Origin of the sequence: Micromonospora sp. NBRC 110038 (genome assembly GCF_020884815.1) — a bacterium.
GTDB classification, from domain to species: Bacteria; Actinomycetota; Actinomycetes; order Mycobacteriales; family Micromonosporaceae; genus Micromonospora; species Micromonospora haikouensis.
This window is the reverse complement of record NZ_BBOL01000004.1, coordinates 237,331-259,661: the sequence shown is the minus strand read 5'-3', so window position 1 is coordinate 259,661 and position 22,331 is coordinate 237,331. Positions and strand designations below refer to the sequence as shown.

Here is a 22,331-nt window from a genome sequence, read left to right as displayed (position 1 = left end):
GCCGCCACGCCCTCCGAAGGAGCCCGGCCGCGCCGCCCGTTGACGGGCGCTGCAGGCCGTCGACGGGCGTGGCCGGGCCTCTGAACGGGCGTGGCCGGGCCGTCGACCGGCGCCTCGGGCTCCGGGCCGTCGGCGGTCACGCGGCCGGTCCGCCGGGCAGCGCCGGCGGGCATCCGTCAGGCCGTCAGGCCGGCCGCCGCCACTCGTCGGCGAGGACCGACCAGATGTCGATGTCGACGCGCCCGCCCGGCCCGGGGACCGCCTGGCGCAGCGTGCCGTCGCGGCGCATGCCCAGGCGGCGGGCGACGGCGATGCTGCGGGCGTTGCGCGGGTTCGTGCGCCACTCGACCCGGTGGATGCCCCGCTCCCGCACCGCCCAGTCGACGATCAGGCCGGCGGCACGGGTGATCAGGCCCCGCCCCTGCGCGGCCGGCTCCAGCCAGCAGCCCGCCTCGCACACACCGAGCGCGGTGTCGAACGAGACGAACATGACCCCGCCGACCAGCGTCGGCTGCTGCGGGGCCGGCCCCGTGAGCCAGATCCCCCAGATCCCGCCGGCGTCGCGGGCCCGCGCGTCGGCGTAACGCTGCAGGACGGCCCGCGCGGACGCGAGGTCGGTGGCCACGAACGACGGTCCCACCCAGGGCGCGATGTGCTCCCGGGCCCGGTCGAGGTGGCCGAGGAACTCCTCGGCGCGCCACGGCTCCAGCGGACGCAGCTCGGCGTCGGCGGTCAGGGGGCGAGCGAACACCGAACCTCCGGGGGGCGCGGGGCGGACCGGTCCAGCAGACCATACCCGGGCGCGCGGCCACACCCGGCCCACCCGGAACGGCCGGAACAGCAGGAACGGCCGGAGCAGCCGGCAGCGGGGGGCAACGCCGCCCCGGCGCTCGCGCCTCGGAGACGACCACCGGCCCGACGCCTCGGCCGCGGGAACGACCGCCGGTGCCGGCCCCCGGGCCGCCGAGGGCCGGGCACACCACGCAGCGTCAGTCGTGCAGCGGGTCAGTCGCGCAGCAGGTCGGCGTGGGCGGCGCGGAGCCGGGCCAGCGCCGGGTCGCTGCCGGGGGCGACCCGGCGGTCGAGCTCGGCCCAGACCTCGGCGAGCGCCTCGGTGACGGCCCGCAGCTCGGCGGCGTGCCGCCGGCTGCTCTGCCGGTGCGACTCCTCCAGGCGGCGGGCCCAGCCCGCCGTCACCGTGGCGAGCCGGTCGGCGTCGGCCCGCGCCTGGGCCGCGCTGCGGGCGGCGGAGGCGGGCACGATCGCGGCGATCGGGCGGGGGTCGCCGTCGCGGGTGACCAGGGTGACCGTGTCGGTCAGCTCGGCCATCGCGACGAGCTGGGTCAGCCGGGTGCGGGTCTCGCGCAGCGACAGGGCACGCGGCGGGGTGGGCTCGTGAGCCAGTGCGGGAGCAGCCATGACTCCATACTGCGACCGGGGTATGACAAGAACCGTCCACGGTGGCCGGTGAAGGGCTACCCGGCCGCCCGGACGAGGATGTCGACGTACCGGCGGCACCGCTCGGCGACGGTCGACTCGTCGTACAGGTCCGTCGAGTACTCGACGACGCCGAGCAGGCCGCCGCCGGCGGGGGTGAGCATGATCGACCAGTCCCGCCGGGCGCAGTCCAGCCCCTGGTCGGTGACCTCCGCCGCCAGCCCCGGCAGGCGCAGCGACGGCATCCCCGGGTTCCAGGTGAACAGCGCACCGGCGAACGGCGGCGGGTCACCCATCCGCCAGCCGGCGTCCACGGCGGCGTAGAGGGCCGGCAACGGGGCCGGTTGGTGCCGCACGGCGGCCAGGAACACCGCGTCGAACCGGGCCGCCAGCTCGGTCAGGGGCTCGCCGTCGCGCAGCACCAACCGCACCGGCAGGGTGCCGGTGAACAGGCCGACCACCGCCTCCAACTCCCGGCGGTCCCGGTGCGCGTACGGGCAGGTCAGCAGGACGTCACTGGTGCCGGTCAGCGCGCCGACGAACCGCGCGTAGGCGGCGGCGAGCAGCGGGAACAGCGTCAGGCCCGCGTCGGCGGCGAGCCGGGTGAGCCGGCCGGTCAGCGCAGCCGGCAGCGTGAAGGCGTGCTCCGCGCCGACGCCCGAGGGCACGGCCGGGCGGGGCCTGTCGGTGGGCAGCGCGGCGGCCGGGGGCAGGTCGGCTAGCGTCTCCCGCCAGTGCCGCAGCACCTCCGGCGGCACCTCGGCCCGGCGCTGCCGGCGCGCGTGCTCGACGTAGCGCAGGGCAGGGACACGCCCGGGCGGCGCACCCGCGCAGGCCCGCGCCAGCTCGTCGAGGAGCTGGAGCATGGACCAGCCGTCCCCGCACAGGTGGTGCACGACCATCGCCAGCACCCACCGGTCGTCGGCCAGCCGGGCGAGCCGGGCCCGCAGCCACGGCCCGTCGGGCGGGAACGACTCCCGGCCGACCGCCACGCACCAGGCCCGCACCGCGTCGGCGTCGGTGGCCGCGAGGTCGACCACGGGCACCGCGACCGGGCGGTGCGCCAGCACCTCCTGCACCGCCCCGCCGTCGCCGGCCACGACCCGGGTACGCAGCGCCTCGTGCCGGGCCACCAGGGCGTCGACCGCCGCCGTGAGGGCGGGGACGTCGAGCGGGCCGGTGAGGTCGACGCGTACGGCCATGTGCACGGCCGCCGGGTTCGGGGCCTGGCGCTGGCGGTGCCACATCAGCTCCTGCTGGTACGTCGCCGGCGCCCGGCCGGCCGGGTCGAGGGCCGCGGCCATCGCCCGCACCCCCGGGCTGCGCAGCACCCGGTCCACGCCGACGTCGACGCCGAGCGTCTCGCGCAGCCGGTTGGCCAGCCGCACCGCGCCCAGGGAGTCGCCTCCGGCGGCGAAGTACGAGACGTCCAGCGGCACCCGGGACACGCCCAGCTCCGCGCACCACGCGTCGTGGACGAGCCGTTCCACGCCCGGCTGCGGCTCCTGGCCGGCGGGCGGCGCGGCGGGCGGGGGCAGCCGGGACACGTCGACCTTGCCGGTGTCGCCGACGGGCAGCGCGTCCAGTACCACCCAGGCGCGGGGCACCAGGTGCTCCGGCAGCCGCTCCCCCAGCTCGGCGGCCAGCCGAGCGGTGCGGGCGGCCGGCGGTCCGGTGCCGTCAGCGGTGCCGGTGCCAGCGGTGTCGGGGACGACGTACCCGACGAGGTACGGCTCGGCCCGGTCGTGCCGGGCGACGACGGCGGCCTGCCGTACCCCCGGCAGCAGGGCCAGCGCGGCGGCCGCCTCGCCCGGCTCCACCCGGTGCCCGGCGATCTTCACCTGGTCGTCGACCCGGCCGCGGAACTCGACCGTGCCGTCGCCGCGCAGCCGCACCAGGTCGCCGGTCCGGTACATCCGGGCCCCCGGCTCGGCGGCGTTCGGGTCCGGCAGGAACGCCGCCGCCGTCGCGCCGGGCCGCCCCAGGTAGCCCCGGGCGAGGCCGGTGCCGCCGACGTGCAGCTCGCCGACCGCGCCGGCCGGCACCGGCGTCCCGTCACGGCCCAGCACGTAGAGGCGGCGGTGGTCCACGGGACGGCCGATGTCGATGGGGCCGGTCCCGGCGGACGGCACCGGGCCGGCGGTGGTGACGATCGCGGCCTCGGTCGGGCCGTAGGCGTTGAGGACCTCCGCCGGGTACCCGGCGGGCGGCCGGCGGCGCAGCTGGCTGCCCCCGACCACCAGGGCCCGGACGGCCGGGGCCGGCGGCACCGCGAGCACCAGCTCCGCCAGGGGCGCCGGCAGGTAGGCGACGGTCACCCCGGCCCGCCGCCACCAGTCGACGAACCGCGCCGGGTCCGCGCGCATTCGCGACGGTACGAGGTGCAGGGTCGCCCCGGCGGCCAGCGTCGGATGGATCTCGGCGAGGTTCGCGTCGAACCCGAGGCCGAGCGCGTGCGCCACGGTGTCGGCGCCGGTGAGGGCCAGGGCGCGGACGTGCCAGTCCACGACGTCCACGGCGGCGCGGTGCGGCACGCCGACCAGCCGGGGGCGGCCGGTGGAGCCGGAGGTGTACACGCACCAGGCGAGGTGGCCGGGACCGGCGGCGTCAGCGGGGTCGGGCAGGCCGGGATCGGGGTCGGGCGGGCCGGGGTCGCCGGGCCGGTCCACCAGCAGCCGCGCCACCAGGGCGGCCCCGGCGTCGGCGGCCCCCGGGGCGGGTTCGCCGGCGCCGGTCTCCGCGAACGGGTCGGCGACGTCGGCGGCGGTCAGCAGCAGGCGGGCACCGCTGTCGGCGAGCAGGTCGCGCAGCCGGGCCGCCGGCAGGTCCGGGTCCAGCGGCAGGAACGCCGCTCCGGCCAGCAGCGCGCCGAGCTGCGCCGCGACCAGCTCCGCCCGGCGCGGCAGCAGCACCGCCACCAGGTCGTCCGGGCCGACGCCGTGCGCCGCGACCCGGCGGGCCAGCTCCCGCGCACGCTCCCGCAGTTCCCGGTACGTCCACCGCCGCGGCCCGTCGACCACGGCCACCGCGTCGGGGGTCCGGTCGGCCTGCCGGAGGAACAGGTCGTGCAGCCGGTCGGCGGCGGGGGCGGGACACGGGCCGACCGGCCGGGCGGCGGGGTCGTCGAGCCGGGCGGCCAGCCGGGACAGGGGCTCGCCCGGCGCGCGGGTCGACACGTCGAGCAGCCGGTGCAGGTGGTCGAGCAGCCGGTCCACGGTCGCCCGGTCGAGCACGTCGGTGCGGTACTCCACGTGGCAGCGCAGCGTCTCGCCGTGCGACACGTAGACCATCAGGTCGACGGGGGCCTTGGCCAGGCCCAGCGGCAGCGGCTCGGCGGTGACGCCCGGCAGGTCGAAGGCGAACGCCCCGGGGCCGCTCTCGTACTCGACCACCACGTCGAACAGGGGGTGCCGGCCGGCCTCCCGGTGCGGGGCCACCGCCTCGACCAGCGCGTCGAACGGGACGCCGTCGTGCTCGTACCCCTCGGCGGCGGTGACCCGCACCCGGGCCAGCAGCTCGCGGAAGCTCGGGTCGCCGGTGAGGTCCAGCCGCAGCGGGAGGGTCCGCACGAAGAACCCGACCAGGCCGGCGGTCCGCTCGTCCCGGCCGCTCGTGCCGGTGCCGATCACCAGGTCGTGCTGGCCGGTGAACCGGGACAGCAGCACCCCGAACGCGCCCAGCAGGGTGGTGAACGGGGTGACCCCCTCGGCGCGGCCGAACCGCCGGACCCGCTGCGCCAGCTCGGCGGGCAGCTCGCGGAAGACGCTCTCGCCGGCCGCCGACGGCAGCGCCGGGCGGGTCAGGTCGGAGGGCAGGACGAGGGTGGGCGGGGCCGGGTCGAGCTGGGCCCGCCAGTAGGCCAGGTCCCTGTCGTCGGGTCCGCCGTCGCCGGCCGCCGCCAGCTCCGGGTAGGTCACCGGCAGCGGGGGCAGCTCCGCCGCGACGCCGGTCAGCCGGGCCCGGTAGCGGGCCGAGACCTCGTCCGTCAGCACGGCGTACGAGCCGCCGTCGGTGGCCAGGTGGTGGAAGGCCAGCACCAACACGTGCCGGGTGGCGGAGAAGCGCAGCAGGGTGAAGGCGAACACCGGCCCGGCCGCCAGGTCGAACACCCGGCGGCTCTCGGCGGCCAGCGCGGCGCGGACCGCCTCGTCCTCGGCCCCGCCGGTGTGCTCGCGCACCGGCAGTTCGACCGGCACCCGGTCGCGGACGACCTGCCGGGGCTCCCCGTCGACCTGCGCGTAGTGGGTGCGCAGCGGGGCGTGCCGGTCGACCACGTCGCGCAGCGCGCCCCGCAGCGCGGCGTGGTCGAGCGGGCCGACGAGCCGCACGGCCGCCGCCTCGTTGTAGGCGGGGGTGCCCGGGTGCAGCCGCTCCATCAGCCACAGCCGGCGCTGCGCCGACGACAGCGGCGCGGTCCGCTCGCCGCCCCGGTGCGGTGGGTCGGCGGGCCGCCACGCCCGTGCGGCGGCGGGCTCCCGCGCCGGGTCGGCGGCGGTCGGCCCGGCGGCGGGCCGGCGCGGGGTGGCCCGGCGCAGCGCGTCGAGCACGGGCAGGCCGGCGCGGACGGCGTCGGCGGGCAGTCCGAAGTCGACGAAGCAGGCGATCTCGTCGGCCCCCGCGTCGAGCACCGCCTCCACCACGGACCGGCAGCTCTCCGGTGAGCCGATGAGGGCCCGCTGCGCGCAGTAGCGCTCGTACGCCCGCGACAGCACGAACCGCACGTCCTCGTCGGGGGTGCCGGCCAGGTCGATGTTCATGCCGAGGCTGTTGACCACCTGCCCGAGCAGGCTGAACGAGGAGCGCAGGTACGCGCAGAACGGTTCGAACGCCTCGTCGCGGGCCCGCTCGGCGTCCTCCCCGAGGTAGGTGTGCAGCAGCACCACCACGCGCCCGCCGGCCGGGTCGAGGCCGTGCTCGGCGCGGGTACGCCGGTAGAGCGCCACGTTCTCGGCCAGGCTCGCCACGTCCTGCGTCATCAGGTTCGTCACCACGCCGACGTCGCGGCGGGCGGCCTCCCGGTAGCTGTCGGGGTTGCCGACGATCGCGGTGAACACCGGCGGCTCGGGCTGCACCGGGCGGGGGAACAGGCGCACGTCGAGCGCCTCGCCGCTGCCGGAGCGCGCCGGCACCGCCTCCCCCCGCCACAACCGCCGGACGGTCTCCAGGTGCTCGTACATCACCTGCTTGTGCCGGCCGAAGTGCTCGGGGTGGAAGACGAAGTCGTTGGCGTGCCAGCCCGGCGCGCAGCCGAGCCCGATCCGGCCGCCGGAGAGGTTGTCCACCATGGACCACTCCTCGGCGACCCGGACGGGGTGGTGCAGCGGCAGCACGACCGAGCCGGCGTTGAGCCGTACCCGCCGGGTACGGGTCGCGAGGGCGGCGGCGAGGACGGACGGGTTGGGGAAGAGGCCGCCGAAGGAGTGGAAGTGCCGCTCGGGCAGCCACACGGCGTGGAAGCCGTGCGCGTCGGCGAACTCCGCCGCGTCGACGATGACGGCGTACTTGTCGTCGCGGTCCTGGTCGGGGTAGTCGCCGAAGAAGTAGAGGCTGAAGTCGACGGTGTCGGGCACCGTCGCCGCCGCGACGGCGGCGGGACGCGGGCGCGCGGCGACCGGCGCGGGCGCGGGGGGCGGCGGTGCAGGGGCCGGAGCCGGGGGCGCGGGTGCCGGAGCCGGTGGCTCGGGGGCCGGTGGCGGCGTGGCGGCGGGCGGGTTCGCCGGCAGGCCGGCGGCGACGCCGAGCAGGGCGAGCTGCTGCCGCATCAGGTCGAGCTGCTGCCGGACGACGCCGACCAGCTCGCCCGGCGCCGGCCGGTCGCCGTCCCCGGCCGGTCCGCCCTCGGCGGCGGGTGGGGACGCCGCCGGCCCCGTGGCGTCCGGGCGGGTCGGCGGCGCGGCGGCGGCGGTGATCGCCGTGGCCAGCCGGCGTGGCGTGTCGACGGTGGTGAACAGGTCCCGCACCGGCACCCGGACGGCGAAGTCGCGCTCGATCTCCCGGGACATGGTGATCAGCAGGAGCGAGTCGGCGCCCAGGGCGAAGAAGCCGGTGTCCGGATCGACCTCGGCGGCAGCCAGGCCGAGCCGCTCGGCCGTCAGCGCCCGGACCCGCTCCAGCACCGCGCCGTCCGCCGACCCCGCCGGGGACGCCGGAGATACCGGAGATGCCGCCACCGCCGCGTCCGCGCTCGGGTCACCGACGAATGCCGGGGCGGCGGCAGGAACCGGGGCGGTGGCGGGGGCCGGGGCGGCGGTGACCTCCGGGGTGGCCCAGAAGCGGCGGCGCTGGAAGGGGTAGCTGGGCAGCGTCACCCGGCGTCCGCCGTGGCCGTCCGCGAGCGCCGACCAGTCCAGCGGCACGCCCGCGACGTGCAGCTCCGCCACGGCCCGCCACAGCCCGGCCGCCGGGTCGAGCCCCCGCCGTTGCGACGGCACCCAGCGCGGCCCCGCGCCGCTCGTGCCGGCGACGGCTCCGGTCGTGCCGGCGAGGGCGGTGAGCACGCCGTCCGCGCCCGCCTCGACCACCGTCGCGACACCCTCGACAGCCAGGGTGGACACCGCGTCGTGCCAGCGCACCGGCTCGCGGGCGTGCCGGCACAGGTGCTCGGCGTCGGGTCGCCAGCCGGGCGGGCGGACCCGGCCGTCCAGGGCGCTGACCAGCGGCAGCCGGGTCGGCCGGAACTCGACCGCGGCGGCCAGCTGGCGCAGCGGGCCCAGCACCGGCGCGACCGCCGCCGAGTGGAACGCCCGGTCGACGGATAGCCGCCGGGTCGCCACCCCGAGCCGGGCGGCCCGGTCGGCGGCGGCGGCGACGGCGTCGGGCGGGCCGGCGAGGACGTGCTGCGTCGGCCCGTTGACCGCCGCCAGCTCCAGCGGCGACCCGGTGGCCAGCGCGTCCACGGTCGGCCGGTCGGCCAGCACCGCCAGCATCGCGCCGGGCGGCAGGTGGTCGGCCATCAGGCGGCCCCGGTGGGCGGCGAGCCGCACGGCGTCGGCGAGGGAGAGCGCGCCCGCGACGACCAGGGCGGCGTACTCGCCGACGCTGTGGCCGAGGACGTGGTCCACGGGCAGCCCCCACGAGCGCCACAGCTCGGCCAGCGCCACCCCGGCGACGACCAGCGCCGGCTGGGCGACGTCGGTGGGCCGGCCGGTCGCCGGGCGGTCCGCGCGCAGCAGGGCGACGAGGTCGCCGCCGACCGCCTCCCGGTACGCGTCGGCGGCCTCGTCGAGCACCGCCCGGACGACCGGGAAGCGGGCGGCCAGCGGGAGCAGCGCGTCGCGGACGTCGCCCTGGCCAGGGAAGGCGAGGGCGACCGGTCCGGCGGCGTCCCCGCCGACCTCGCCCGTCACCACGTCGGCGGGCAGGCCGGCGGCGTGCCGGTCCAGGGCGTCGGCGAGCGCGGCGGTCGAGCCGCCGAGGGCGACGAGCCGGTGGCGCAGGTGCCGGCGGCCGGTGCCGGCGGTGCGCACCACGTCGGCCAGGGCCGGCTCGGGGTCGGCGCGCAGCCGGTCCCGGTGGCGCAGGGCGAGCGCGGCCAGCGCGGCGGGGTCGGCGGCGGAGATCGGGAGCAGCCCGGGGACCCGGTCCGACCGGTCGGCGGCGCGCGGCGACGGGGGCGGCGGCTGCTCGACGATGACGTGGGCGTTGGTGCCGCCGACGCCGAGGGCGCTGACGGCGGCGCGCCGGGGCACCCCGCTCGCTGGCCAGTCGACGGCGGCGGTGGTCACCGTGAACGGCCCGTCGGCCAGGCCCAGCGCGGGGTTCGGCCGGGCGAAGTTGATCTGCGGCGGCACCCGGCCGGAGCGGACGGCGAGCACGGCCTTGATCAGCCCGGCCATGCCGGCGCAGCTGTCCAGGTGACCGATGTTGGCCTTCACCGAGCCGAGGAACGCCCGCGCGGACGCGTACGCCTCGGCCAGCGCGTGGTGCTCGACGGGGTCGCCGAGGGTGGTGCCGGTGCCGTGCGCCTCGACGTACCCGATGGAGGCGGCCGGCACCCCGGCGTCGCGCAACGCCCGCCGGACGACGTCGACCTGCCCCGGCACCCCGGGTGCGGTCCAGCCGACCTTGCCCGCCCCGTCGTTGTTGACGGCCGAGCCGAGCAGCACCGCGTGGATGCGGTCGCCGTCGGCGAGCGCCCGGTCCAGCGGCTTGAGCACCACCGCGGCGACCCCGTTGCCGCCGACCGTGCCGTCGGCGTCGGCGTCGAAGGGCCGGCACCGGCCGGACGCCGACAGGATCGACCCGGGGGTGTGCCGGTAGCCGGTGACCTGCGGGACGTGCACCGCCACCGCGCCCGCGACGGCGACGTCGGCGTCACCGGCGAGCAGGGCGCGGGCGGCCAGGTGCACCGCGACCAGCGAGGTGGAGCAGGCGGTCTGCACGGTCACGGCGGGTCCGGTCAGCCCCAGCCGGTACGCGACCCGGGTGGCCAGGAAGTCGGGCTGGTTGCCCAGGGCCGCGCCGATGGCGGTGGCCGGGTCGGCGGAGGCGACGGCCTGCGGGAGCTGGTGGCGCAGGTAGGTGTGGTGCGGGTACAGGTTCATCCCGCCCCCGGCGAAGACACCGATCCGCCGGCCGGCGGCCTCGCCGGGGCAGCCGGCGTCCTCCAGGGCGTGCTGGCAGGTCTCCAGGAACAGCCGGTGCTGCGGGTCCAGCAGCTCGGCCTCGCGGGGGCTGACGCCGAAGAAGCCGGCGTCGAAGCCGGCGACGTCGTCCAGCACGCCGCTGGCCGCGACGTATCCCGGGTCCCGCGCGAGGTGTTCGGGCACCCCGGCGGCGGCCAGCTCCGCCGGGGTGAACGTGCGGACGCTCTCCACCCCGGCCAGCAGCGCCGCCCAGAACTCGTCGACGTCCGCCGCGCCGGGGAAGCGGGCGGCCATCCCGACGACGGCGACCCGCCGGTCCGCCGGTCGCCGCGCCGCCTCGGGGGCGGGGGCGGGGGCCGGGCCGGCGGCGGAGAGGTGCGCGGCGAGGGCGTCGACGGTCGGGTGGGCGAACAGCACGGGCTGCGGCACCGGGCGGCCCAGCGCCTCCTCCAGCCTGGCCCGCAGCGCGACGATCTCGACCGAGCCGACGCCCAGCTCGTAGAAGGGCCGGTCGGCCTCGACCGGTCGGCCGAGGACGTCGGCGAGCGCGGCGTGCACGACGGCGCGGACCGCCGCCCGGCCGGGGGCCGCCGGGTCCGCCTCCCCCGCCGGGGCCGCCGCCGGCCCGTCGGCGGCGGCGTCGCCCGGCCGGCCCGGCGCGGGGAAGGCGTCGGCGAGGAACCGGCGGCGCAGCTCCGCGCGCCGGATCTTGCCCCCGGTGGTACGGGGAAGGTCGGCCTCGCCGACGATCACCACCCGTCGCGGGGTGAGCTGCCAGCGCCGGGCCACCGCCGCCGCCACTGCCCCGGCCACCCGCCCCGCCGCCGGCCCGGTCGCCGCGTGCGGATCAGCGGGAGCGACGGCGTCGTCCCCCTCGGGGTCGGTGACGGCGAAGACCACGAGGGCCTCGGTGCCGGTACGGGCGTCGGGCACCCCGACGGCGGCGACGAGCCCGGCGCGCACCCCCGCGACGGTGGCGGCGACGCGCTCGATCTCGTGGCAGGGGATGTTCTGCCCGTTGAGGATGAGCAGGTCCTTGGCGCGGCCGGTGACGGTCAGCGCGCCGTCGCGCAGGTAGCCCAGGTCCCCGGTGTCCAGCCAGTCCCCGTCGGGGAACGCGGCGCGGTCGGCCTCGGGGTCGCCGAGGTAGCCGGGGGTGACCCGGGCCGAGCGCACCTGCACCCGGCCGACGCGGCCCTCGGGCTGCACCACACCGTCCGTGTCGACGATCCGCAGGGTCGCCCCGGGCGCGGGCCGGCCGACGGAGAGCAGTTCGGTGACGTCCTCCCCCTCGCCGGCCCCGTCCTCGACCCATTCGACGTCGCCGTCCAGGCTGGCGGTGCGGACCACCTGCCGGCAGCCCGGCTCGGTGAACGACGCGAAGGTGATCCCCGTGGACGTCTCCGACATCCCCCAGGCCGGGGTCATCGCCGCCGCCGGCACCCCGGTCGCGGCGACGAACGCGCGGAAGGTCTCCGGCAGGCACTGCTCGCCGCCGCTGACCATGCGCCGGATCCCGCCCAGCTCCCAGCGCCGGCCGCCCGGGGCGCGGGCCACCGCGTCGGCCACCAGCCGCAGGCCGAAGTTGGGCGACCAGCCGTGGGTTACCTCGTGGCGGGCCATGAGGTCGAGCCAGCGCGTCGGGTCCGCCAGGACCAGCCCGGTGGCGACGTGCACGGAGGACGCGCCGAGGAACACCCCGCCGAGGTGATAGAGGAGCAGGCCGGCGACGTGGTCCAGGGGCAGCCAGTTGAGCAGCACGTCGCCGGGGCGCACGTCGAGCAGCGCGCGGGCGCCGACGGCGTACTCGGACAGGCCCCGGTGGGTCAGCGGGATGATCTTCGGGGTGCCGGTGCTGCCCGACGACAGTTGCAGCAGCGCCACCGCGTCGGGCCCGGGCTCGGCGTCGGCGGCGGGCGGCTCCCCCGCCGGATCCGCCGCCGGGTGACCCGCCGCAGGACCCACCGGGGTGGCCGCCGCCAGCTCCGCGACGTCGATCACCCGGCCGGCCAGCGGCAGCCCGGCCAGCCCCGCCGCGTCCGTCGCCCCGGCGAGCACCACCGGGGCGTCGAGGGCCCGCCAGGCGTGCAGCAGCGCGGCGACGGCCGGGCCGTCCGCGTCGTACCCGGTCGGCGCGCCGACGGTCAGCGGCACGACGCCGCCGAGCACGCAGCCCCAGAACGCCGGCCAGTAGTCCACGCCCGCGTCGACCCGCAGGATCGCCGGCGAGCCGGGGGCCACCCCCCGCGCCCGCAGGCCGGCCCGCACGGCGCGGGCCCGGGCGAGCAGCGTCGCGTGGTCGAGCAGGGTGTCGGTGCTGTCCTCGGCCACCACGCGGATGCCGGCGTCGGGGAAGTCCCGCGCCGCGCGCCGCAGGGCCGCGCCCAGCGTCCGGGGGTGCTCCGGGTCGACGGGCAGCTCGCCGCCGTGACTGACGGCGGGGCGGCGGGGCGGGCTGGCGGTCGTCACGGCGTCACCTCGGCGGTTCGGGGGGTCGACGGGCCGTCGTGCCGGTCGGCGCGGTCGGCCGGCGGGTCGCGCCGGTCGGAGGGGCGCACCGTCTGGGCGAGCAGGAAGGCGAGGGCCACAGCGCAGGCCACCCCGTGGGCGACGGCGACGACCGTGAACGGGGCCGCCCGGTCGAGCGCGGCCGAGCAGCCGATCATGCCGAGGCCGAAGCCGGCGTTCTGCGCCGCGCTGGCGAACCCGAACAGCCGGGCCCGCCGGGACTCGTCGACGCCCTGCAGCCGCGTGGTGTAGCTGATCTCGGCGTAGCCGTCGGCCGCCCCCGCCGCGAGTGTCAGGGGGATCAGCAGCCACAGCGGCGGATCGGTGAAGGCGAGCACGAAGAACAGCGACATGAGGCAGGTGGCCACGCCGAAGGCGCGCGGCGAGCCCACCTGACCGGTGCGGGCGGCCAGCCGGGCGCACCACCGGCCGGCGGCGAGGCTGCCCACCGCCCACGAGGTCAGGAACACGGCGGCGTACGCGGCCGGCGAGTCGGGGCGGACCAGGCTGGCCTGCACCGGGATGCCGACGTTGTGGGCCGCCGAGCCGAACGCGTCGGCGGCGCGTACCCCGATCATCGCCACCACGACCGGCGCGACCGACCGCAGCACCCCGACGCTCGCCCAGGCCCGGGGCCCGGTGGGCGCGGCGGGCCCGGCGGCCTCCGGCGCGGCGGCGACCGGCCGGCGGGCCGGCACCCGGGCCAGCAGCCCGGCGGAGAGGGCGTAGGTGCCCGCGTCGAGCAGGAACGCCACCTCGTAGCCGAGCCCTGCGACCAGGACGCCGGCCGAGGCGAAGCCGAGCAGCATCGCCACCGACCGGGCCGCGACGAGCCGGGCGTTCGCGCGGGCCCGCCGCCGTGGCCCGGCCAGGTCGGGCAGCTCGCTGCGCAGCGCGACCCCCCACAGGGTCTGCCCGCAGCCGAGCACGACCGCGAGCGCGTAGAGCGCCGCCAGGCGGGCCCCGGCGGGGGCGGCCACCAGCAGCGCCAGGGTCGCCGCCGAGAGCACGTCCGCGCCGATCATCAGGCGGGTGCGGCGGTAGCGGCCGGCGAGCAGCCCGCTGACCGGCCCCATGAGGAACCCGGCGGCCAGCCGGACGGCCATGAACAGGCCGGTCTGCGCGGCGGAGCCGGTGAGCTCCAGGGTGAACAGGCCCAGCGCCACCAGGTTCAGGTAGCTGCCGTAGGTGGAGACCGCGTGGGCGGCCACCACCAGCCGCAGGTCACGCGCCGCGCGCCCCGCGTCGGCCGCCTTCGCCACTGAGTGTCCCCGTCACTGTCGTCTCCCCCGGTGCCGACGATCTTGCCGGGCGGAGCAACGAGTTTCAATGGCGCGCCGGGGTTTGCGGGGTGCCCCTACCCGCCCGGGCTCAGGTACCGGGCCGGGACCGCGTCGGTCAGCCACACGCCGTTGGTGCTGCGGTGGAACGCGTGCCCGTCGCGGGCCATCGCCGCCGCGTCCACGGTGAGCACCACGACCGGGCCGCCGCGTCGGGCACCGACCCGGCGGGCCGTCTCGACGTCGGCCGACAGGTGTACGTGGTGCCGGCCGCCCCGGTGCAGCCCGGTGGCCCGGATCGAGTCGAGGACAGCGGCGGCGGTGCCGTGGTAGAGCAGCGGGGGCGGCTCGACCGTCGGCAGCCCCAGCTCGACGGGGATCGAGTGGCCCTGGTTGGCGCGGATCCGCTCGACCCCGTCGGGGCCGCGTTCCACCGCGAAGCGCTGCTTGTCGTTGCCGGCCACGACCGCGTCGAGGTCGGGCCGCCCCACCCGCAGGGCGGCGAGGAGGTCGTCGACCGGCACCCAGCCGGCCCCGTCCGGGGTGAGGCCGAGGCGGTACGGCTCGTGCCGCAGCGCCTTCGACATCCGCTTGCTCAACTTGACCATGGTGCGGTGGTCCATGGCGGCATTGTGGTCGTCGCCGCCGCGCGGCTCCACCCGATTACCGGGCGGGCGGCTGCTAGCCTCTCGCCGTCGGGGCGCAACCAGCAGCGGGAGGCCGACCGTGCCCAGGGAGACCGGACGCACCCTCGTCGCGTCGAACAAGAAGGCCCGCCACGACTACGACATCCTCAAGACGTACGAGGCGGGGCTGGTGCTCGCCGGCACGGAGGTGAAGTCGCTGCGCGCCGGGTACGTGTCCCTGGTCGACGCCTTCGCCCAGGAGCACGACGGCGAGCTGATGCTGCACGGCCTGCACATCGCCGAGTACGGCTTCGGCAGCTGGACCAACCACCAGCCCCGGCGCACCCGCAAGCTGCTGCTGCGCCGCATCGAGATCGACCGGATCCTCGACCGGGTACGCGAGGGCGGGCTGACGCTCGTGCCGCTGTCGCTGTACTTCTCCAACGGCTGGGCGAAGGTGGAGCTGGGGCTGGCCCGGGGCCGGCGGTCGTACGACAAGCGGCAGGCCCTCGCCGAGCGCGACGCCAAGCGGGAGATCGCCCGGGAGCTGGGCCGCCGCCTCAAGGGCGCCCAGGCTCGCCGCCGGTAGGCACGGACAGCCCCCGGCGGCGAGCCCGGTCAGCCCTTCACGCAGACCACCTGCCTGAGGTGGGCGACGACCTCGACCAGGTCCTCCTGCTGCGCCATCACCTGCGTGATGTCCTTGTACGCGGCCGGGATCTCGTCGACCACCCCGGCGTCCTTGCGGCACTCCACCCCGGCGGTCTGCGCCGCCAGGTCGGCGGTGCTGTACGTCCGCTTCGCCTGCCCGCGCGACATCCGCCGCCCCGCCCCGTGCGAGGCGGAGCAGTATGCGTCGGGGTTGCCCTTGCCGCGCACGATGTACGACCCGGTGCCCATCGACCCGGGGATGATGCCCAGGTCCCCCGCGCCGGCCCGGATCGCGCCCTTGCGGGTGACCAGCACGTCCACCCCGCCGTAGGTCTCCTCGGCGACGTAGTTGTGGTGGCAGCTGATCGGCTCGTCGAAGCCGACGTGGCCGACCGCGTCGCGGACCACCCCGCAGAGCAGGGCCAGCATCAGCGCACGGTTGCGCCGGGCGTACTCCTGCGCCCACCACAGGTCCCGCCGGTACGCCGCCATCTCGGGGGTGCCGGCGAGGAAGACCGCGAGGTCCCGGTCGGGCAGCCCGGCGTTGTGCGGCAGCCGCCGCGCGATGCCCATGTGCCGCTCCGCCAGCTCCTTGCCGATGTTGCGGGAGCCGGAGTGCAGCATCAGCCAGACCCGGCCGGCGTCGGGCCCGCCGGACTCGAGGCAGACCTCGATGAAGTGGTTGCCGCCGCCGAGGGTGCCCAGCTGCTGCCGGGCGCGGCCCTCCAGCGGGGCCACCCGCTCGTCGAGGGTGGCGAAGCGCGCCCAGAAGTCGGCCCAGCCGCGCTGCTCCAGCCCCCGCACCCGGCGCGGGTCGACCGGGTCGTCGTGCCGGGCGAAGCCGACCGGGATCGCGGCCTCGATCGCCGAGCGCAGGCCGGCGAGGTCGTCGGGCAGGTCGGCGGCGGTCAGTGAGGTGCGCACGGCCGACATGCCGCAGCCGATGTCCACGCCGACGGCGGCCGGGGAGACCGCCTGCCGCATCGCGATCACCGAGCCGACCGTCGCGCCCTTGCCGAAGTGGACGTCGGGCATGACGGCGACGCCCTCGACCCACGGCAGCGCGCCGATGTTGCGCAGCTGCTGGGCGGCCTGCGGCTCGATCGCGTACGGGTCGGTCCAGACCCGGACGGGTGCGCGGGTGCCGTGCAGCGGGGTGAAGGCCATCGTGTCTCTCCTCGTCGGACGAGGAGTCCCTCCCCGTCGGATGAGGAAAGGTAGGCCGGGGGCGGGACGACCGGCAACGGATAATCGGCGACCGACGCCCGGCGTCAGGCGTGGGTCGGGTGCTCGCCGACCGGCTCGGAGACGTGGTCGAGGAACGGGAAGCGGGCCCGCAGCTCGCCGAGGCTCGCCCCGCCGCGCCAGGCGTCGGCGATCCGCACGACCTGGTCCAGGTCGGTGGTGTCGCCGTCGGCCCGGCAGCCGTCCGCGCCCGCGATGTCGACCATGAAGTAGCGGGCCTGCGAGCCCAGGCCCACGCAGATGGTGCCCCGCTCGGAGCGCAGCTCGGCGCACGTGAACCGGCCCCGCCCCTGCTCGGGGGCGCTGATGCGGCCCACGTCGGCCTGGCACCGGGTCGCGGCCAGGGCCAGCGCGGACGCGAGTCCGCCCAGCTCGACCAGGTCGGGGTAGAGGCGCACACCCAGCGCCGTCGACACGTCGGTCACCACTGACTCCCACTTCTCTGTGACGGATCCAGCAGCGCGGACGTTACAGCCTGGTAAACCCGGCAGCTACCCTCGCGGACGACTCGGGACGAAATTCCTGCGCCGACCGGACCAAGGTCCCGCCCCCGGCCGGCGGGCTCCGCCCGCGTCGCCGCGGCCTTCCGGCGCGTAGCATCCACGCCCATGGCATTGATCCGGTGCAACTTCCACTCCGAGGCGCTGGGCATGGGCACCTCGATGACGGTGCTCCTGCCGGACCCGGCCGGTGCCGGGATCGGGCTGGCCGGCGGCGCGCCGGCCGGCGACCCGCCCGTGCTGTACCTGCTGCACGGCCTCAGCGACGACGACACGATCTGGACCCGGCGCACCTCCGTCGAGCGGTACGTCGCGCCGCTCGGCCTGGCCGTGGTGATGCCGCAGGTGGGGCGGAGCTTCTACACCGACGAGGAGAACGGCAACCGGTACTGGACGTTCCTCAGCGAGGAGCTGCCCGAGGTCTGCCGCTCGTTCTTCCGGCTGTCCGACCGGCGGGAGGACACCTTCGTCGCCGGCCTGTCGATGGGCGGCTACGGCGCGGTGAAGTGGGCGCTGCGCGAGCCGGGGCGGTTCGCGGCGGCGGCGAGCCTGTCGGGGGCGCTGAACGTCGCCCATCGGCAGCACCACCCGGCCCACCCGATGGACCCGACGGTGTGGCACACCGTCTTCGGCGACCGGGCGGTGCCCAGCAGCGACGACGACACGGTGGCGCTGCTGGAACGCGCCGGCGACGACCTGCCGGCCCTCTACGTCGCCTGCGGCACCGAGGACTTCCTGTTCGACGACAACACCCGGTTCGTCGAGACGGCCCGGCGGCGGGGCGTGCCGCTGACCGTGGACTTCTCCCCCGGCGACCACGACTGGGCGTACTGGGACGCGAAGATTCAGGACGTCCTGGCCTGGCTGCCGCTGCGCGCCCCCGCCACCCGGTCACAGTGACGAGCGGGCCACCGGGAAGTCGAAGTACGTGTCGGGGTACGGCTCGTCGGCGTACCGGTAGTGCCACCATTCGCGCGGATAGTTGGTGAAGCCGGCGTCGGCCATCAGCCGCACCAGCAGCCCTCGGTTGTCCCGGGCGACGCCGGTAATCCGGCGGTCGGCGGTGTGGGCGCGCGGGTCGAAGCAGTCGAAGCCGGTGCCCATGTCGACGCTGTTGTCCGCGAAGCGCTCCCCCGCCGGGGCGGTGCACGCGACCAGCGGCGCGTCGGGCGCGTACGGGGGCTGCTCGGGCGGCGGGTCGGGCACGAGCGTCACGTCGACCGTGCTGCCCCGGCTGTGTGCGGTGGGCGCGCCGAGGTAGCCGTCGGCGAACAGCCGCGACTTGGCCACGTCGGGATAGAACTCGGCCTTCATCTTCTGCTCGCCGGGCCGCCCCGCCCAGTCGACGAAGTCGTCGACGGCGCGTTGGGGCCGGTAGCAGTCGTACACCTTCAGCCGGTGACCGGTGGCGCGGGCGGCCTGCTGCACCCGGCGCAGCGCCTCGGCGGCGGGCCGGGTGAGCAGGCACAGCGGCTCCCGGTAGCCGGCGATCGGCCGGCCGACGAAGTTGTGGGCGGTCGCGTACCGGATGTCGGTGACGACGGTCGGGTCCACGTCGGACAGGTCGACGAACCCGGCCGGGGCGCGTGGCTCGGTGGCCGTCGGGGTGACCGGGGCGGACGGGGTCGGCTCCGGGCGCTGCGGCGCGGGGCAGCCGGGCAGCAGCGCGGCGACGGCCACGACGACCGCGGCCGGGGCGGCGGCGCGGAGGGACCGGATGGACCGATCCGCCCCGCGCCGCCGCCCCATACCCACCGTTCTAGCAGCAGCTACGCCCGGTTCGCGGCAACCTGCCGGATCCGCGCCCGGCGCGGGGGTCAGCGCCCGCGCACCGCCCGACGGATCTCCACCGGCAGCGCGGGCGCGCCGTCGACCGGGGCCGGGTCCTCGGGCGTGGGGGCGATCCCGCCGGCGGCGATCCGGTCCAGGGTGGCCAGGCCGGCGGCGTCCACCTCGCCGAAGACGGTGTAGTTCGGGCGCAGCGCCGAGTCCGCGTACACCAGGAAGAACTGGCTGCCGTTGGTGTCGGGGCCGGCGTTGGCCATGGCGAGCAGGCCCCGGGCGTAGACGCGGCGCGCGCCCGTCGGGTCCGTCGGCGCGGGCGGCAGGTCGGTGGGCAGCTCGTCGGCGTACCGGTAGCCCGGCCCGCCCTCGCCGGTGCCCGACGGGTCGCCGCACTGCAGCACGCTCAGCGTCGGGTACGCGGTGAGCCGGTGGCACGGCGTGCGGTCGTAGAACCGGTGCCGGGCCAGGTGCAGGAAGCTCTGCACGGTGCAGGGGGCCTGCCCGCGGTCGAGGGTCAGCCCGATCGGGCCGTGGTTGGTGCGCAGCGTGACCCGCACGGTGCCGTGGTCGGGCGTCCGGCGGGGGTCGGGCGGCAGCGGGACGGGCCGGGCCGGCGGCTCGTCGGGGGTCTCGGTGTACGCGCACGGCCCGGGGGTCGTCTGCGGCGGCACCTCGGCGACGGTGCTCCCGGTGGCCGACCGCGGCGCGGCGACGGCGACGGCGGCGCTGCCGCCGACCAGGCCCGTGGCGAGCAGCGCGACCCCGGCGAGCCGGGGCAACGCCCGTGGCCTGCGGGGACGGGCCGGGGGCGGCGGGACCGGCTGCCGGCGGGATGACCTCGACACGTGGCGTCCTCCTGGGCTCGTGACTCCAGAAAGATCGCAGTCTATGGATCGGGTCGCCCTCCTGTCGACGGCGACACGCGCCCGGTGCCCGACGACGACGGCGAGGCGGTGCCGGCGAGCCAGACCCCGACCACGATGGCCACCACCGCCAGGGCCAGCACGGCGACCCGGGGCCCGCCCAGGGTGATCGTCTCCCGGAACGCGGTCACCCCGAGCACCACGCTCACCACCGGGTCGGCGAGGGTGAGCGCGGTGAGCGGGGCGGCGATCCGGCCGCTCTGGAAGGCGCTCTGGTTGATCACCAGGCCCGTCACGGCGACCACGGCCGAGGCGGGCAGCAGCGGGTCGACCACGAGGGCGCGCAGATCGCCGTGGAAGCCGCCGGTCAGCGCCTTGACCAGGGCCGCGGCGACGCCGTAGAGGGTGCCGGCGGCGAAGCCGAGCAGCGCACCCCGGGCCGCCCCGGTGACCAGCGCCGACAGCGCCAGCGCGACCGCGACGACCCCGCCCACGCCCAGCGCCACCCGCCACCAGGCGCCCGCCGTCGGCGCCGGGATGCCGGCCTGCGGCTCGGCGGCCGTCAGGAAGGCCGCCAGGCCGACCAGGCCCACCGTCGCGCCGAGCAGGTCCCGCGCCCCCGCCCGGCGCCGGTTCCAGCCGGCCTCGATCAGGATCGCCATGAACAGGCCGCTGGCCATCAGCGGCTGGACGAGCGCCAGCGGCCCGAACCGCAGCGCCACCGTCTGCAGGCCGACGCCGGCGACGTCGGGTGCCCAGCCGAGCCGCCACAGGCGCGTGCGCAGCAGCCGCAGCAGCAGCCGGGGGTCGAGCGGGTGGTGCCGCCGCTGGCGCTTCGCGGCCCGCTGGTGCATGGTCGTGGACACCGCGAAGCAGAACGCGGCGCCCAGGGCGCACGCCACCGCCAGGGTCACGGCCCCGGCACCCGGTGCTCGCCGAGCGGGCCCACGGTCCAGCCCCGGCGGCGGCACTCCGCCAGCAGCCGGGGCAGGGCGGCGAGGGTGGCCCGCCACGCGCCGGGGGCCGCGGCGCAGTCCGCGTCGTGCAGCAGGACGGTGTCGCCGCCGGCCAGCCGGGCGGTGACGGTGTCGAAGACCGAGTCGGGGGTCGCCGACGCCGTCCAGTCGCGGCCCCAGCGGGCCCACAGCACGGGCGTCAGCCCGAGCCGCGCGCTCGCCAGCAGCGCCGGGCCGGTCAGCACCCCGTACGGTGGGCGGAAGAAGCGGGGGGCCCGGCCGGTGGTGGCCTCGACCAGCGCCCGGGCCCGGGCCAGGTCCCGGTAGGTGGCCAGCGGGCCCCGGCCCAGCAGGTTGCGGTGGTCCCAGCCGTGCACGGCGACCTCGTGCCCGGCGGCGACGAGGTCCGCCGCCAGCCAGGGCGACCGCACGAGCATCGTGCCCAGCACGAAGAACGTGGCCCGCGTCCGATGCTCGGCGAGCACGTCGAGGAACCGGGGGGTGGACTCGGGGTCGGGCCCGTCGTCGAAGGTCAGGGCGATCCGTCCGGGCCGGCCCGCGCCGCCGAGCCGGGGGAAGAGCCGGCGGCGCACCGGCCCCACGGCGGTGGTCGTGGGGCCGAGGTGGGCGGCGAGCGCGACCGCCGCGGCACCGGCGAGCGCGAGGGCGGGCCGGCGAGGCCCGCGCGGCGCGGTCACCGTCCGCCCGTCCACCGGATCGAGGGCAGCACCGTGGCCAGCACGCCGACCGCCTCGTCCACCGCGTCGAGCACGGCCCTCCTCCTGCGGTACGCGGCGCAGCCGGTGCCGGCCTGCCGCCCCACCTCGTCGGCGACCAGGCCGGCGGGGTCCGCCCAGCCGCCCGTCCACCCGTCGGGGGCCGGCGGCTGCGACGCGGCCAGCGCGGCCACCGCCCGCCGCAGCTGCTCGGCGGACGGGGCCCAGTGGGTCAGCCCGGCGGCGGCGAGGACCGTGGCGTTGGCCCGGCCGTGTCCCGGCAGGGGGCGGTAGGTGATCACCGGCACCCCGCAGCTCAGCGCCTCCTGGCAAGTCAGCCCGCCCGCGTTCTCCACCACCACGTCCACGGCCCGCATCAGCGTGGGCATGTCGTCGACCCAGCCGAGGACGTGCGGGGTGAGCCCCCGCAGCCGCTGGCGCAGGGTGGCGTTGCGGCCGCAGACGACCACGGTGCGCACTCCGTCGGCCGCGGCCACGTCGGCGACGGTCGCCTCGATGTCGCCCGTCCCCCACGCCCCGGCCACGATCAGCACGAGCCGTTCCCGCTCCGGCAGCCCGAAGCGCCGCCGCGCCGCGCGGCGACTCGTCCCCGTCGCCGCCGGGAAGTCGACCGAGACCAGTGGGGCGACCGTGCGCACGTCGAGCGGCCCGCCGGCTCCCGACGCGTGGTGGCGGGCGTGCCGCAGGGTGCAGTAGATGTCGACGCCGGGCGCGACCCAGGTGGGGTGCACGACGAAGTCGGTGACGTAGGTGACCAGTGGGACGGGGAGCAGCCCGCTGCGGCGCAGCGGCCCCAGCAGCTGGTTCGCGAACGGGTACGTGGTGACGACCGCGCGGGTGCCGGGTGGGACGGCGCGCCGCGCGCGCCCGCGCAGCGGCGCGAGCGCGCCCCGCAGGACGGCCACCACGAGCCGGGACCGGCCGGTGATGGTGAACAGCGCGTCGTATCCCCACGGCGCCCAGCGCAGCACGCCCCGGTACGCCTCGCGGAACATCCACCGCGCCGGGCGCGGCAGGAGGTCGAGGAAGTTCACCCGGTGCACCGCGAAGCCCCGGTCGGCGAGCCGACGGGTCAGCTCGGCGGCGGCCGAGTCGTGCCCGGCCCCCACGTCCGCCGACACGACGACGATCGTCCCCCGGTGCTGCGCGTTCACCGCG

The 22,331-nt window shown here is 77.7% G+C and carries 14 protein-coding genes; 2 read left to right on the top strand and 12 right to left on the bottom strand.

What is annotated here, in order from left to right; genetic code table 11:
- Positions 1-184: 184 nt before the first annotated feature.
- The 5 genes from LPU61_RS16740 to LPU61_RS16720 all read right to left on the bottom strand — a co-directional run bounded on the left by LPU61_RS16740 (position 185) and on the right by LPU61_RS16720 (position 14,433).
- Positions 185-751 carry a GNAT family N-acetyltransferase gene (locus LPU61_RS16740; protein WP_229405432.1) on the bottom strand — a complete coding sequence of 189 codons (567 nt, stop codon included), beginning with the start codon at positions 749-751 and terminating at the stop codon, positions 185-187.
- A 254-nt stretch (positions 752-1,005) separates the two neighbouring features.
- The gene (locus LPU61_RS16735) at positions 1,006-1,419 is read right to left on the bottom strand and encodes a hypothetical protein (protein WP_043968975.1); all 414 of its coding nucleotides are present in this window, start codon (positions 1,417-1,419) and stop codon (positions 1,006-1,008) included.
- A 56-nt stretch (positions 1,420-1,475) separates the two neighbouring features.
- Positions 1,476-12,491, bottom strand: coding sequence for a non-ribosomal peptide synthetase/type I polyketide synthase (locus LPU61_RS16730; protein ID WP_229405431.1), 11,016 nt, complete (start codon positions 12,489-12,491; stop codon positions 1,476-1,478).
- The gene (locus tag LPU61_RS16725; RefSeq protein WP_229405430.1) at positions 12,488-13,792 is read right to left on the bottom strand and encodes an MFS transporter; all 1,305 of its coding nucleotides are present in this window, start codon (positions 13,790-13,792) and stop codon (positions 12,488-12,490) included. Before LPU61_RS16725 ends, LPU61_RS16730 begins: the two co-directional genes overlap by 4 nt.
- A gap of 95 nt (positions 13,793-13,887) precedes the next feature.
- Positions 13,888-14,433: an RNA 2'-phosphotransferase gene (locus LPU61_RS16720; RefSeq protein WP_229405429.1), complete on the bottom strand. Its 546-nt coding sequence runs from the start codon at positions 14,431-14,433 to the stop codon at positions 13,888-13,890.
- Positions 14,434-14,536: 103 nt separating this feature from the next.
- Here LPU61_RS16720 and smpB point away from each other — a divergent pair, with 103 nt between their 5' ends.
- Complete coding sequence (gene smpB, locus LPU61_RS16715; protein WP_043968973.1) at positions 14,537-15,025, top strand: SsrA-binding protein SmpB; 489 nt, start codon at positions 14,537-14,539, stop codon at positions 15,023-15,025.
- Positions 15,026-15,054: 29 nt separating this feature from the next.
- Here the strand turns inward: smpB and LPU61_RS16710 are convergent, their stop codons facing one another.
- Together LPU61_RS16710 and LPU61_RS16705 are read right to left on the bottom strand one after the other, a co-directional pair.
- Complete coding sequence (locus tag LPU61_RS16710) at positions 15,055-16,254, bottom strand: RtcB family protein (protein ID WP_043968972.1); 1,200 nt, start codon at positions 16,252-16,254, stop codon at positions 15,055-15,057.
- Positions 16,255-16,358: 104 nt separating this feature from the next.
- Complete coding sequence (locus LPU61_RS16705; RefSeq protein WP_043968971.1) at positions 16,359-16,757, bottom strand: hypothetical protein; 399 nt, start codon at positions 16,755-16,757, stop codon at positions 16,359-16,361.
- Between the two features lie 183 nt (positions 16,758-16,940).
- Here LPU61_RS16705 and LPU61_RS16700 point away from each other — a divergent pair, with 183 nt between their 5' ends.
- Positions 16,941-17,732 (top strand): alpha/beta hydrolase family protein, encoded by a 792-nt coding sequence (locus LPU61_RS16700; protein WP_229405428.1) that lies wholly within the window; start codon positions 16,941-16,943, stop codon positions 17,730-17,732.
- Here the strand turns inward: LPU61_RS16700 and LPU61_RS16695 are convergent.
- The 5 genes from LPU61_RS16695 to LPU61_RS16675 form a co-directional block, all read right to left on the bottom strand.
- The gene (locus tag LPU61_RS16695) at positions 17,724-18,581 is read right to left on the bottom strand and encodes a M15 family metallopeptidase (RefSeq protein ID WP_043968969.1); all 858 of its coding nucleotides are present in this window, start codon (positions 18,579-18,581) and stop codon (positions 17,724-17,726) included. The genes LPU61_RS16700 and LPU61_RS16695 overlap by 9 nt on opposite strands.
- Before the next feature lie 68 nt (positions 18,582-18,649).
- Complete coding sequence (locus LPU61_RS16690; RefSeq protein ID WP_229405427.1) at positions 18,650-19,462, bottom strand: peptidylprolyl isomerase; 813 nt, start codon at positions 19,460-19,462, stop codon at positions 18,650-18,652.
- A gap of 41 nt (positions 19,463-19,503) precedes the next feature.
- Entirely contained in the window at positions 19,504-20,394 is an 891-nt protein-coding gene (locus LPU61_RS16685; protein WP_229405426.1) for a DMT family transporter, read from the bottom strand.
- On the bottom strand, positions 20,391-21,149 hold the full coding sequence (locus LPU61_RS16680) for a polysaccharide deacetylase family protein (RefSeq protein ID WP_229405425.1): 759 nt from the start codon (positions 21,147-21,149) through the stop codon (positions 20,391-20,393). The genes LPU61_RS16685 and LPU61_RS16680 overlap by 4 nt, the downstream gene beginning before the upstream one ends.
- Positions 21,131-22,327 carry a glycosyltransferase gene (locus LPU61_RS16675; RefSeq protein WP_043968966.1) on the bottom strand — a complete coding sequence of 399 codons (1,197 nt, stop codon included), beginning with the start codon at positions 22,325-22,327 and terminating at the stop codon, positions 21,131-21,133. Before LPU61_RS16675 ends, LPU61_RS16680 begins: the two co-directional genes overlap by 19 nt.
- Positions 22,328-22,331 lie beyond the last annotated feature (4 nt).